This window comes from Liquorilactobacillus satsumensis (assembly GCF_964065465.1).
Lineage (GTDB): Bacteria > Bacillota > Bacilli > Lactobacillales > Lactobacillaceae > Liquorilactobacillus > Liquorilactobacillus satsumensis.
In genome coordinates this window covers 1,774,681-1,786,945 of the sequence record NZ_OZ061606.1, presented here as the reverse complement: position 1 = coordinate 1,786,945, position 12,265 = coordinate 1,774,681, and the positions used below count along the sequence as shown (strand labels likewise).

Annotated in this window: 12 protein-coding genes; all 12 read right to left on the bottom strand. The window is 40.4% G+C overall.

Annotated elements, in window-relative coordinates; all coding sequences use genetic code 11:
• Positions 1-74: 74 nt before the first annotated feature.
• The gene (gene hisC, locus AB3Y88_RS08295; RefSeq protein WP_367293421.1) at positions 75-1,193 is read right to left on the bottom strand and encodes a histidinol-phosphate transaminase; all 1,119 of its coding nucleotides are present in this window, start codon (positions 1,191-1,193) and stop codon (positions 75-77) included.
• Positions 1,194-1,285: 92 nt separating this feature from the next.
• Positions 1,286-2,650, bottom strand: coding sequence for an aldehyde dehydrogenase family protein (locus AB3Y88_RS08290; RefSeq protein WP_228888677.1), 1,365 nt, complete (start codon positions 2,648-2,650; stop codon positions 1,286-1,288).
• Complete coding sequence (locus AB3Y88_RS08285; protein ID WP_056961592.1) at positions 2,650-3,936, bottom strand: aspartate aminotransferase family protein; 1,287 nt, start codon at positions 3,934-3,936, stop codon at positions 2,650-2,652. The genes AB3Y88_RS08290 and AB3Y88_RS08285 overlap by 1 nt, the downstream gene beginning before the upstream one ends.
• A gap of 23 nt (positions 3,937-3,959) precedes the next feature.
• Positions 3,960-4,703 carry an amino acid ABC transporter ATP-binding protein gene (locus tag AB3Y88_RS08280; protein ID WP_056961593.1) on the bottom strand — a complete coding sequence of 248 codons (744 nt, stop codon included), beginning with the start codon at positions 4,701-4,703 and terminating at the stop codon, positions 3,960-3,962.
• 14 nt (positions 4,704-4,717) lie between these two features.
• Positions 4,718-5,404 (bottom strand): amino acid ABC transporter permease, encoded by a 687-nt coding sequence (locus tag AB3Y88_RS08275; protein WP_056961596.1) that lies wholly within the window; start codon positions 5,402-5,404, stop codon positions 4,718-4,720.
• A 25-nt stretch (positions 5,405-5,429) separates the two neighbouring features.
• Positions 5,430-6,257 (bottom strand): transporter substrate-binding domain-containing protein, encoded by an 828-nt coding sequence (locus AB3Y88_RS08270; RefSeq protein ID WP_056961598.1) that lies wholly within the window; start codon positions 6,255-6,257, stop codon positions 5,430-5,432.
• A gap of 21 nt (positions 6,258-6,278) precedes the next feature.
• Positions 6,279-7,118 carry a dimethylarginine dimethylaminohydrolase family protein gene (locus AB3Y88_RS08265; protein ID WP_228888680.1) on the bottom strand — a complete coding sequence of 280 codons (840 nt, stop codon included), beginning with the start codon at positions 7,116-7,118 and terminating at the stop codon, positions 6,279-6,281.
• Between the two features lie 12 nt (positions 7,119-7,130).
• Entirely contained in the window at positions 7,131-8,783 is a 1,653-nt protein-coding gene (locus tag AB3Y88_RS08260; RefSeq protein ID WP_228888730.1) for a M20/M25/M40 family metallo-hydrolase, read from the bottom strand.
• Between the two features lie 584 nt (positions 8,784-9,367).
• Positions 9,368-9,769 (bottom strand): GNAT family N-acetyltransferase, encoded by a 402-nt coding sequence (locus AB3Y88_RS08255; protein WP_056961604.1) that lies wholly within the window; start codon positions 9,767-9,769, stop codon positions 9,368-9,370.
• Positions 9,770-9,791: 22 nt separating this feature from the next.
• Positions 9,792-10,115 carry a MazG nucleotide pyrophosphohydrolase domain-containing protein gene (locus tag AB3Y88_RS08250; protein WP_054755848.1) on the bottom strand — a complete coding sequence of 108 codons (324 nt, stop codon included), beginning with the start codon at positions 10,113-10,115 and terminating at the stop codon, positions 9,792-9,794.
• A gap of 328 nt (positions 10,116-10,443) precedes the next feature.
• The gene (locus AB3Y88_RS08245) at positions 10,444-10,668 is read right to left on the bottom strand and encodes a hypothetical protein (protein ID WP_228888683.1); all 225 of its coding nucleotides are present in this window, start codon (positions 10,666-10,668) and stop codon (positions 10,444-10,446) included.
• 235 nt (positions 10,669-10,903) lie between these two features.
• The gene (gene celB / locus AB3Y88_RS08240; protein WP_056961606.1) at positions 10,904-12,247 is read right to left on the bottom strand and encodes a PTS cellobiose transporter subunit IIC; all 1,344 of its coding nucleotides are present in this window, start codon (positions 12,245-12,247) and stop codon (positions 10,904-10,906) included.
• Positions 12,248-12,265: the final 18 nt, after the last annotated feature.

Here is a 12,265-nt window from a genome sequence, read left to right as displayed (position 1 = left end):
TCATCTCTCCATTTTTCAAATTCCCAGCTCAGGGTCTAAACACAAACTTGAACGTAATACTGTCAAAATCGTCTTTACTGTTCTTTAACCTTGACGCGTAATAATTGCTTGAGCTCAGTTATAAGGCGTTGATTTTCAGCAGCTTTGCCAATTGTAATTCTAAGATACTGTGGATATCCCCACGCACCACATTCACGCACAATTACTCCTTGTGCCATCAACTGCGCTGCAATTTGTCCAGCAGCAATCTTTCCCGGCAATTTAACAAAAATAAAATTAGCTTGCGATGGCACTGCTTCAACCTCAAGTTGTGCTAATTCATTAACCACTCGCTGTTTTTGCTGCAATATTTTTTCCTTGATTTCACTGGCCTCTGTCTGATCAAGCAATAAGGATGCACGTGCAGCAAAGAGTCCAGGACGGTTAACACAAAATGGTTCAGTAATTGTGTCATATGCTGAAATTACTTTTTGTCGGGCCAAGATATATCCGACCCGCGCGCCTGCAAGCCCATAGTACTTAGAAAAGGTGCGAATGATTACTAATTTTTTCTGCTCAAGTTTGTCCGTCAATTGGGCACGCTGTCCGGCTTGAATAAAGTCTGCATAAGCTTCATCCAAAACTATCCAAACATGATCGCCGACTTCATCGATAAAACGTGTAAGTTCCTGTGGGTCATTGACCACCCCAGTAGGATTATTAGGATTGCACAACCAAATCAGCTTTGTCTTTGGCGTAATGGCAGCTTTAAAAGCTTCAAAATCGGCTGTAAAATCAGACCTGACCGGGACTTCTTTGACACTTGCCCCCATCAGCAACGAGACTTCACGATAGAGCCGATAAGTTGGTGTAGCAATTAAGACTTCATCACCTGCATCTAAAAACAAACGGGAAGTCGTTTCAATCACATTTCCAGCTCCACCCCCCAAAGCAACATTTTGACTTGTGAGTCCATTCTTGGCCGCAATCGTTGCAATCAAATCAACATAGTCATCTTCCGGATACCGGTTAAGATATTGTAAGCTTTCTTGCAGTGCTGCACGTGCGTTAGTGTATGGGCCATAAGGATTCTCGTTTGATCCTAATTTAACCACCGATTCTAAGTGATACTTTTTCAGTACTGCAGCCTCAGTCTCGCCTGCAATATAAGGTTGGCAATCGTCTACTTGTCTGCGAAAATTCAACTCTGACATCCAGTCACCTCGTCTTTTAATTAATAAAAATATTCACTGTTCTTTAAAAGCATAACCTCTCTGGTTCTAGCCAGCTTTGCCTTATCATGCGGCTACTTAAAGACAATAATCTTTTGATTAGTAAACTCATATAATCCTAGATCACTCATTTCTCTTCCATAACCAGAATGCTTGATACCTCCAAACGGTAATTCAGGATGCGCACCTGAAGGTCTGTTAATAAAGACCTGCCCTGTTTCAAGCTGTGAGGCTACTCGATGAGCGCGTACTTCATCTTTTCCATAGACCGCACCTGCTAATCCATAGTGCGAATCATTTGCTAAAGCCACAACTGCTGCATCGTTTTCCGCAATAAAAACTTGTGCCACTGGGCCGAAAAATTCCTGATAATAGGCTGGGTTGGCAGGTGTAATATCCGTCAAAACAACCGGTTTAAAAAAGTTCCCCTGACCAGCGACAATCCCACCTGCCACCAAAACTTTAGCTCCATGTGCAATTGCAATCTCAACTTGTTTTTGCAGCTCAACTGCCGCGTTATGCGAGGAAAGTGGTGCTAATTCAGTTGTTTCATCAAGTGGATCCCCCATTTTTTGAGCACTAAAAGTCTTTTGGATTCCAGCAATAAATGCTGCAGCAACTTCTTTTTCAACAATATAGCGTTTGGCCGAAGTACAAACCTGCCCACTGTTACGCAAACGTGCAGCGGTTGCGTCTGCAATTGCTAATTGCACATCTGCATCATTTAGAATCACAAAAACATCACTGCCCCCTAATTCCATCGTTGATTTAACCAGATTTTTCCCCGCTGCACCTGCAATTGTGCTGCCAACTTCTTCCGAACCCGTCAATGCAACTCCCTGCACCCGTTGATCAGCAATTATTTGAGCTACTTGTGCATGAGATACAAACAGGTTTTTAAATGCTCCTGCTTCCCAACCGGCTGCTTGCACCATTTTTTCTAGCAAGTCCGCACATCCTGCAACAATTCCTGCGTGTTTTAACACTACTGGATTACCAATTAAGTAGTTAGGTGCGAGGACCCGTACAACCTGTGAATATGGGAAATTCCATGGCTCAATACTCATAATAATTCCAAGCGAGTGGTATTCCAAAAGTGCCTTTTTACCTGTTCCGTACGTATATGGCTTCGCATCTAGTAAATCGAGATGTGCTGCATAGTATTCTGCAAGTTGGGCGCATAATTCAACTTCTCCTCGACCTTCAATCAGCCGTTTTCCCATATTCAAGGCAGCCTCATGTGCTAACTCCTCTTTATGCTCCTGCAAAATTTTGGCAAAGCGCTGTAGCTTCTTTGCCCTAGAAGCTACCGAAATTGATTTTTGCTGCTGATAAAATTGTGCGGCTTGTGTTAAAGCCTCTTCCACTGCTGCATCGTCTGCAGTAGTAAACTGTTTCAATGTTTCTCCTGTATACGGATTAGTCACAGTATAGCCCATTAATTTTCACCCACCTCTTTCAAGCTCACAGCAAGACTTTTAGCAAAAATTTCAACCGCTTTGTCAACTTCTTTCTTGCCGATTATCAAAGGGGGAATAAACCTAATGACATTGTGGAAAACGCCGCAGTTCAAGAGAATCAAATGTTGATTTAAAGCCTCTTTGCGAATTGCCGCTACTAATTCAGTAGCTGGTTTTCCAGTCTCATTCCTAAACTCAACTCCGATCATTAGCCCTAGTCCACGGACACTGCTGATCACAGAGTATTTTTCCTGTAATTGGCGCAACTTAGCCGTAAAATAAGCACCAGTTGCTTGTACATGCTGCAAAAATTCCTCATCCATGATGTCCAGCACTGCTGAGCCTGCCGCACAAGCAAGTGGATTGCCGCCAAATGTTCCCCCATGTGCTCCTGGTTCCCAGCGATCCATATACTTTCGCTTACCCAGCACAGCACTTAGCGGTATTCCATTTGCGATTCCTTTGGCGGAGGTTAATACATCCGGCTCAACGCCATAATAGTCTTTTGCAAATAAGTGTCCGGTACGTCCATAACCACTTTGAACTTCGTCAAAAATCAAAAGAATCCCAAAACGGTCACAAATTGCCCGTAATTCAACTAAAAATTTCTGTGGAGCTGGCACATATCCACCTTCACCTTGGACGGGCTCTACCACAATACAGGCAACCTGTGAAGGCGCTAAAACATTATGAAAAAGCTGCTCTAATTGCTCTAGACAGCGAGTGATCTCTTGATCTGGCGTTAAACTCGTATTGTAAATATCTGGGAAATCAACATGATATACGGGCGGTAAAACTCCGGCATAATTTTTACGATATTGTGCATTTGAAGCCGTCATTGAGGCCGTCAGCAAAGTGCGCCCGTGAAAAGAATGGGTAAAAGCAATGATCCCGCTTCGTTGAGTAACACTCAGTGCCAGTTTGACTGCACCTTCGTTAGCCTCAGCCCCACTGTTGGAAAAGTAGACCTTATAGTCCGGACCAACACGCTTGACGAGTTTTTCTGCCAACTCAATATAAGAAGGGTAATAAACAACATTGTGACCACCATGAACCAAGGCATGTAGCTGTTTTTCAACCGCCGCAACTACTATTGGATTATTATGACCACAGTTAACAACTCCAACCCCAGCTGCAAAATCAAGGTACTCTTCACCTTTTTCATCAGTCAAATAGGCTCCGTGACCTGCAACGACTCCAAGTTGTGTCGCACGCTTAGCTACCGGTGGCAACACAGCAAGCGAACGCTCATATAATGACTTCACTGTACTTCACTCCTTGCAGACAGTTACATTACTTTAGATAGAAATGCACGTGTCCGTGTATTATTAGTCTTTTTAAAAATATACTCAGCGGTGCCGCTATCTGCGATCATCCCGTCGTTCATAAATAAAACCTTGTCCGCAATATTTTGGGCAAACGACATCTCATGTGTCACGATAATCATCGTCATACCATCTTTGGCCAGCCCCTCCATCACATCTAAAACATCCCCCACCATTTCTGGATCAAGTGCCGAGGTCGGTTCATCAAAGAGCATGACTTCTGGTCTCATTGCCAAAGCGCGTGCAATTGCGACTCGCTGTTGCTGTCCACCTGATAAGGATTGCGGATAAGCTGCGGCTTTTTCTGATAATCCGACTTGTTTGAGCAGCTCATGGGCATGAGCAACTGCAATTTTAGGTGCTTCTAATTTCAACTTAATTGGAGAGAAGGTGATGTTTTCTAAGACTGTTTTATGTGGAAAAAGATTAAACTGCTGAAAAACCATTCCCATTTTCTGTCTTAATACACGCAACTTCTCCTTGCTTGCACCATTAACGTTTTCACCCTCAAAGAGGACCTTTCCTTCATAATCATCTTCTAGTCGGTTTAAACAACGCAGCAACGTACTTTTTCCGCCGCCAGAAGGACCAATCAAGACAACTTTTTCAGATTTTTTAACATTGAACGAGATATCTTTTAAAACTATATTTTCACCGAACGACTTTTTTAGATTGTCAACTTCAATAATCTTCTCTTCAGCACTCATCTTCTCAGCCTCCTTTAGTTACTCTGCAAGTACTTGCGGCCCATCTTCTTTTCCAAAAGCTGCATTAGCTGTGACAGAATAAAGGTCAAGACAAAGTAGATTAATGCTGCAACTATTAATGGTGGTACAAAATCGTACAATGTTCCACCAACACCTAACGCCTGAGCGGTAACTTCTTGAACACCGATGTAAAATAGCACTGAAGATTCCTTAACTAGTGAGATAAATTCATTCCCAAGTGCTGGTAAAATATTGCGGACAGCTTGCGGTAACACAATTGAAAACATAGTAGTTCTGTCACTCAAACCTAATGAAAGCCCAGCTTCTGTCTGGCCTTTAGGAATCGAAATAATTCCAGAGCGGAAAATTTCAGCAGTATATGCTCCCGAATTAATCCCCAAAGCAATTGATCCTGGAATTACACGATCAAGACCAGATCCGAGAAATTGAATCTGAGGTACCTCTAAAACTTTAGATAGCGTATAATAAATCAGCATAACTTGAATCATTGCTGGTGTTCCCCTAACAATTGCAATATAAACACGTGCAATGTAGGAGAGAACCTTTATTTTAGATAGCCGCATCATTACAAAGATCAATCCCAGCAAAATTCCAATTAAGATCCCAATAATAGAAATAATAATGGTTTGTGCAGTTCCTTCAACAAAAACGGGATAGTACTGTTTTAAAAAATCGAACATTTACTTCACCCTTTACTTGATTTGCCTATTTTCCACTCTTCAACTGTAATTCTTGTGCCTGCTTGAACATCTTGTCTAACTGTCCATTCTTCTCTAACTTGGTTAATTGTTGATTAACACGTTTTAGTAATGCTTTGTCTGATTTACGGACAGCAATATTAATTGACCGCTGATCCTTTGGTGTGGTCAACTTAACTTTGGCGATCGCGTACTTGTCCGGGTAACGTTTAATATAATTATTTGCAATTTCATTTTCGACAACAACCCCACTCAACTTACCTTGCGATAATTCAGTTGTTAAGCTCGTTAGCACACCTTCCGTAACAACATTACTGCCTTTCAACTGCGACTTAGCAATTGATTCCTGAGTTGTAGTCTGCTGTGCGCCGATTTGTTTATCTTTGACATCAGCTACACTATTGAATTTATCTGCATCTTTCTTTTGCACCAACAACACATTTTGAACTGTATAGTATGATTTTGAAAAGGCAACAACTTTCTTACGTTGACTGGTTGAAACCATCCCTGCCATAATCAAGTCAACCTTGTTATTCTTCAGTTCAGAAATCAGTGAGGGGAACTCTGTGTTTTCAATTTTAAGTTTGACTCCTAAATCATCTGCAATTTTTTGTGCAATCATCATGTCATATCCGACAATTTTTTTACTGCCATTTTGCATAATTGGAAATTCAAAAGGTGCATAATCTGCTGATGTCCCAACGACTAATGTCTTCTTGTCCTGAATCTTTTTAACACTATTATCCTGACTTTGACTGCTGCATCCTGCAAGCACCAAGCTAAGTGCTAGTGCTGCTCCAAAAATCCCCAAAGCTTTTTTGAAAGTCTTTTTCATAATTATTCCTCCATTTTTTTGTTAGCCCCGCGCTAGTGGAAAGGTCATGCAGTGCGGACCGCCCCCAGCTTTCAACGTTTCTGTAATATCTAATTCAATTACTTCCATTCCATGTTCGCGCAGTTGTGTATTAACTGTTTGATTTTGTTTAAGCGATAAAACTCGCTTTTCTCCTAGGCTTTCAAGATTACACCCATGTTTGAAAATGGCCTCTTCCGGAACTGGAATGATTTCAATTTCAAGCTTCTTCAGTAATTCCAAGAAAGCGGCTGGCAGCCCTTCACGGTAAGCAACTGCCAAATGATCAGCTACAAGATTAAAACACATGTCGAGATGCAGATACCGTGGATCAGCTGGTACCGGATAAACTCGATATCCAAGTGGTGTCAAAGCAGCCCTGAGTTCTTCAAACCCCCTCTGATTGGTGCGATCAATAATTCCTACCGCAATCTCTTTTTCCGTTAAAAAGGCAAAATCTCCACCTTCAAAATAACCTTCTTTAACTTCAGCAATCTTAGGAATTCCCAATTCCCGCAACTTATCTGCATATGCCTTTCTTTCAGGAAAGCGCAGCTCCTTTTTGAATCTGCCTAAAATGTAACCTTCTTTGACACACCCTCCAAAATCACGTGCAAAAACCGCATTTGTCATCTCCGGTGTGGGCGTCTGCAATTCAACTTCAATTCCCGCTGACTGATAAGCTGACACGATTTGTTCGAATTCAGTAGTTAATTTTTCTTTATTCAACGGTTGACCTGCATATTTTTTAGAAATTTCATTAATTGGAGCTGCCTCATTCAAATACGTCGGTGGACAAAGCAGGACTTTCTTTAATTTTGAAGTGCCATTACGTACAAACATTATTTTTTCTCCTTATTCCTTCCAGACTTTGGTTGTAAAATCACGGATTATTTTTGGTAAAATTTCAAATGAATAGGGCTTATAAACGCGCTCTTTCCAAGTATGTGCTCCCTTGCCAAAAACCCCAATATCAACAGCTGGAATGTTTAGCGCGCGCATCTTGGCATAAGGTAAGGGATAAATCTGCTCAGCCAGTGGAAAGTTCTCAGCCAGTTTACCGATTTCTTCTTCATTTTCATCAATTGCCAAATAGCTGCTATCCGATAAATACGGGAAAAATTGTTTCATTTTAAAGTTCTCGGTTTGCCCATAAGCGGTTAATGTTGCCTGCAGTTTTTGATAAACTGCTGAGTCTTTTGCAACACTATTATGTGGGCAAAAAGGAGGTGCTAAGAACAAAACAACTTTTGCTGTACTATCATTAACTTGCTTATCTAAATAATCAATTAGGGCAAAACCAACTTCACGTTTATCCATATCTGCATGTGCTTCCCAAAAGTCATGCATCAATTGTTCAACTTGAACGCCGGCTTGCCGCAAGGACTGCAAATATTCAGTAAAAGTAAAAACCTTAAGTTGACGTTTGTCTTCAGTTGCCGGGAATGACAGCTTATTCAGATAGGCAGCTTGTTTTTTTATCAACTCTGCAACCAGTTCTGCGCAGTCACTTTGAACGGCTTCTTTTAACTGTTGCAAAATCTGATACACTGGGCGTTGATACGTAAACGTGTTGAAATACAGATGTGTGACTTTAGCTGTTTGAACATTGTAAAAGTCCTTTTGGTCCCGCAATAACAAACACGAGGAGGGCAAGATTTCTTCTCCTGGAATTTCTTCAACAAATTCTGGATTATTGTTAATTAGAGTATTGATCCGACTGGCAACTAAAGTTGAATCAATCCCCGCATAAGTATTTCCCACATGCGTCTCAATTCCTTTAATATAAAAACACGTTAAAGCTTTGCCTGCAGCTCCATAATAGATATATTTCTGCTGATCACCGGCATATTTTGGACTGATAAAATCCGTATTAACGGCAACTTCGTAACTTAAATGCTGCTGTTTTTTTAACTTTTCCAGCTCAGCTAATGCAGCGATCGCACCACTGTGATCATTTTCTTCAACGCAATTGCCCATAAAAAGCAGATTACCGCTCATTTCTTCAGGGTGCTCACTGTAGTACAACAAGTTAACCAGATTAACGGCATCCCCGCTTTTCATATCCAAGGCCCCACGCCCAAAAAGCCAGTCTCCGGAAAGAGCATCTTTTTGAATATCTGAGTCTGCACTGTAATTTTTAAAATACGCGGTCAACTCGTCAGAATTTAGTGCAGCTTGCTTTATTGCACCGAAGTCATCAATTCCAACCGTGTCCAGATGAGAATGATAAATAACTGTTCTAGTGGCATTTTCCTTATTTATGAAAGCAAAAACATTTTTTCGCTGCAACGAATCACCTGGAAGTTTTTGAGTCCAGACCCACTCAGGATGCATTTGAAAAATAGGAAAACTACGTAAAATTTCTTCTACTGTCTCAACAATTGAAACTTCCCCACCAGTCCCATTAACACTCTTGACGCTAACCAGTTTACGTGTAATGGCCTCAATTCTTTGTGCATCTGACATTTTTACCAGTTTCTGATACAAACTCACCACTCCCAACATTAAAAGCAAATTAAAGCTTAATAAGACCATAATTCATTTATACATGTAATGTCAATAAATATAACATTGTATATCTCTGGAAATTTGTTGTTTTCAAAAGCTGGTTACCACTTCTACAGTCACAATAATGTATAAAAACAAAATGTTACTGGTTACATGTTAATAGATATTCTTTATTGGTCATGTAATATTCAGCATTATTTTTTGACATTTATTATCGCAAGTAATTCAGCGGCTTCTGCTCACTTAAGGTATCTTTTTGTTGATATGTTTTGTGACATTAAGTTAGCAGTGCGATACACAGCGTTTAACCGCCGTAGTCTAAGTCCTGAATTACAGCGTTTTTCATCTTGTAGCACAAAAAAGAGCAGTTTGATCAAAAACTAACTTTTGATCAAATTGCTCTTTTTATTTCTGATAAAGTGTTCCATAATTCAAAATTCTCCGTTTAAATCGGATTACTCATCGCAAAATATGTGCTGTATTCGTAATTCGTATTAGTACTCAAATTATATCGCCTTATGTCACACCCATCTTATTTCTTATTGCAGCTACACACGTGCGCTAATTGCTATCCTAAAAATTTATGCAAATGGACGCCTTTTTTTTAAAAATGCATTCTCAATATTTTCAAATTTTAATTTAGGATAATAACCTTGAGCTGCAGGTGATGCTAAAAGAAGCAGTGCTACATCAGGGCCGATTTGAGTATGGACTCGCTCAACTAGATTTTTCCCAATTCCCTGCTTTTGATATTTTTTAGCAACTGCTAAATCTGATAAGTAGCACGCATAACTAAAATCTGTCAACGCACGCGCAATCCCTACTAATTTTCCGGCATCCCAAGCAGTCCAAATAATATCTGCATTATCCAGCATCAACTTCAAGCGCGGTAAATCCTTGATAGGTCTATGAATACCAGCCGCTTCAAAAAGCTGTGCCAAATCAGTTGCTGCTATTTTTTCTTTATTAGTATAAGTAATCATCAACAAGCTACTCCTTTAAGTTTTATTGCTCGTCATCAAAGCGTTCTTTAAGCTTGGCTTCACTGGCTGCTAGCAAGGAACGGGCATCAATTTCATATTTGCTACTAATAATTACTACCTGATCCAAAACATCCGCAAGTTCTTCTTCTAAGTTGCTTCTTAGTGCCGTCACTGAAGCCTTATCTTCACCGGGATGATCACGTCCGATTTCAATTGCTCTAATCGCGCGCGCTAATTCGCCGGTTTCTTCGTTCAAAAAATTGGCATGCACAAACGGTGAATATTCATACCAGCCACGCCGTTCATAAAATCGTTTTAGCCATTGTTGATGTTTTTCAAGTGTCATTTGCTCTTCCCCCTGCCACCAAAATCTCTTAATTTATTGCTATTCTTATTCCAAAAGAGAGTGTGACATAAGTCGGGAAAATTTGAGTGCTAACTCGAAATTATGAACATAGCGAGTACCTTGCTATGAATAATTCGAAGTTAGACGGAGAATTTTGACTTATGGCACACGTTTATCCAGAATAAAAGCGAGGCTGTGCCAAAATTTAACTTTTGTCACAGCCCCTAGCTTATCATTGAAAAAGTGATTAAACAACGCCCTAATTATTGCTAGCCGTGCAACTTTCTCAAGCAGCGCCAATTCCAGTGATGAGAACCTTAGTAACAATCTATAAATATGGTCCTCGCTGGCTGAACTTTTCTTTTATTTCAAGGGACACAAAGCTTAGGACAACACTCCAAAATAGCCATCCTATTATAAACTGATGGAATAAAGCGGTCCTCAAAGCAAGTTTTTTACTTAGCAGAGTTTTCAACGCTATAAGGGATAGCGCACTTTTTAAATGTACCGCAACCGCTTGTTCATCTTTTCCACCAGCAAATCCTTTTTCCATAAAATCACTCTCCATCTAATGACACTCTGTCTTTTTAAAGCTGCATTCGAACTTTTCGGGATTCGACTATTTTTAACCTATTCAACACGCTAAAAAGATCCAGTTCGCAATACCGCAATTAATGCGTACTTTGAACTGAATCTCAATTCAAATCGTTCTATTTTACCTCTGTGAATTAAGGAGTCGGAAAAAGTTGGTGTGCTGTGATCACAATTTCCTTGCGCTAAACTTGCATTTATTTTTGCTCAGCAGCCTGTTCCTTTTTCAACAACTCGCGGTCGTATTGTCTAATGAATGGATACCAGACTACAAAGGCGACCAAGGCACAAATGATTGCCAACACTGCACCTTCCCAACTAGTCGTTGCGATCGCACCGCCTAAACCAACCGGTGTCGGCCAAGGCTGCTGTACAATTATTTTGTGTACGAAATGCGAAGTGACTGCAAAATAACCCACAATTCCTGAAGCAAGTGGCGCACATACGAATGGAATGAAAAGCCTGACATTATACACAATTGGCAATCCAAATATGATTGGCTCATTAATATTAAAAATTGCTGGCACAAGTTCGGCTTTGCCAATTTCTTTTAATTGAACTGATTTAGCTTTTGAGGCCAACCAGATTGCCATCCCGAGTGTTGCCCCAGAACCGCCGATAATAACAAACGCATTCATCGGATCACCCGCAAAGAAATTATTTGCTCCTTTGACATTTGCAGCCATATTTGCGAGAACTATCGGAGTATAAAATGAGCTCATTATTGTGGCTCCGTGAATACCAAACCACCATAAGAAATGAATTAAGAAAATAATTACTAGGAAGCCCCACCAGGTGTCAGCGATGCTGCTTACAAAAGAGAATGGAATATAAAGAATCTTAAAGATATCGGTGCCTCCGATCACAAGCAGTAAGTTGAGTAATGAAACCACCGTTGCGACACAAAAGCCAGGAATCAAAGCACTGAACGAATTGGCAACACCTGCTGGTACCGCATCGGGCATTCTAATTGACCAATTGTGTTTTATAGTAAAGCGATAGATTTGAACCGTAAGCCAACCAACCACTAAGCCGGTAAAGATCCCGACCGCCGCTATTCTTGTTATTCCAGAAACTGAAACTGAATACCCGCCACCAATAATATTGTCCTTGTTTAGTGACTGCACAAACTGCACTGAACCATTTTTCCACACTAATTGTGGTACTGTAATAAACATCGCCATTAAAAACATCAACAAACTATTGAGCGGGTTTAAATTCAGATGTTCCTCATCACGATATATTTTAGTGTAGCTGTAGGTAAACGTTCCTGCAAATATCAGCGCAAGCAGTCCCATTGTTGAGTTATATGCAACTTGAAACAAATTGGCAAAGCGTCCCAGCGTATTTGCATAAAGACTTGCAAAACCAGGAATTTGAAAAGCTTGTGGTAAAACTTGCAGAATTAGGAAAACCGCACCAATAATTGAAAATGCAATTACACTATACCCAGCTTCCATGATTGCCCTAACAAATCTTGATCCCGCAAATTTTCCTACCCAAGAAGTCATTTTTTCTTTAAAAGTATCTGAATTGTTCATCAGAATAACACTCCTTCC

Coding starts and splice junctions, on each gene's coding strand:
- hisC (WP_367293421.1), bottom strand. CDS start 1,193: ATGTCAGAGTTGAATTTTCGCAGACAAGTAGACGATTGCCAACCTTAT.
- AB3Y88_RS08290 (WP_228888677.1), bottom strand. CDS start 2,650: ATGGGCTATACTGTGACTAATCCGTATACAGGAGAAACATTGAAACAG.
- AB3Y88_RS08280 (WP_056961593.1), bottom strand. CDS start 4,703: ATGAGTGCTGAAGAGAAGATTATTGAAGTTGACAATCTAAAAAAGTCG.
- AB3Y88_RS08275 (WP_056961596.1), bottom strand. CDS start 5,404: ATGTTCGATTTTTTAAAACAGTACTATCCCGTTTTTGTTGAAGGAACT.
- AB3Y88_RS08270 (WP_056961598.1), bottom strand. CDS start 6,257: ATGAAAAAGACTTTCAAAAAAGCTTTGGGGATTTTTGGAGCAGCACTA.
- AB3Y88_RS08265 (WP_228888680.1), bottom strand. CDS start 7,118: ATGTTTGTACGTAATGGCACTTCAAAATTAAAGAAAGTCCTGCTTTGT.
- AB3Y88_RS08260 (WP_228888730.1), bottom strand. CDS start 8,783: ATGTTGGGAGTGGTGAGTTTGTATCAGAAACTGGTAAAAATGTCAGAT.
- AB3Y88_RS08255 (WP_056961604.1), bottom strand. CDS start 9,769: ATGATTACTTATACTAATAAAGAAAAAATAGCAGCAACTGATTTGGCA.
- AB3Y88_RS08250 (WP_054755848.1), bottom strand. CDS start 10,115: ATGACACTTGAAAAACATCAACAATGGCTAAAACGATTTTATGAACGG.
- AB3Y88_RS08245 (WP_228888683.1), bottom strand. CDS start 10,668: ATGGAAAAAGGATTTGCTGGTGGAAAAGATGAACAAGCGGTTGCGGTA.
- celB (WP_056961606.1), bottom strand. CDS start 12,247: ATGAACAATTCAGATACTTTTAAAGAAAAAATGACTTCTTGGGTAGGA.